This is a genomic window from Gilvimarinus sp. 1_MG-2023, from assembly GCF_030548285.1.
Genome location: NZ_JAUOSC010000671.1, coordinates 1 through 306, shown reverse-complemented (window position 1 = coordinate 306; position 306 = coordinate 1). Strand labels below are relative to the sequence as shown.

At 57.8% G+C, this 306-nt stretch carries 1 protein-coding gene; it reads right to left on the bottom strand.

From position 1 onward, the window contains the following. On the bottom strand, window positions 1–306 hold a 306-nt coding region (locus Q4563_RS18560), incomplete at both ends, for a TSUP family transporter (protein ID WP_336623058.1).

Genomic DNA, 306 nt, shown 5'->3' with positions numbered 1-306 from the left:
CCGTAACGAGCACCCATCCAGGCAAAAGGCATCAGAATCAGTGCGGTCATCAGGTTGGCAGAGCTGAGCTGCCCCAGCAGGCCATAAGGAATCAGCTTGACCACATTCAGGCAGGCAATGGTCACAACCATGGTGGCCAGATATTCAGGCCGTGGTAACCGCAACGGCAACAGATACAAATTCAGCGGTGGCCCACCGGCATGGGCAACAAAACTGGTAAAACCGGTCATCAGGCCACACACACGGGCAACCCACGGATGGCCCTGCCGCGGCTCACCCAACGCCTGCTTTTTACCCAACCCCCAC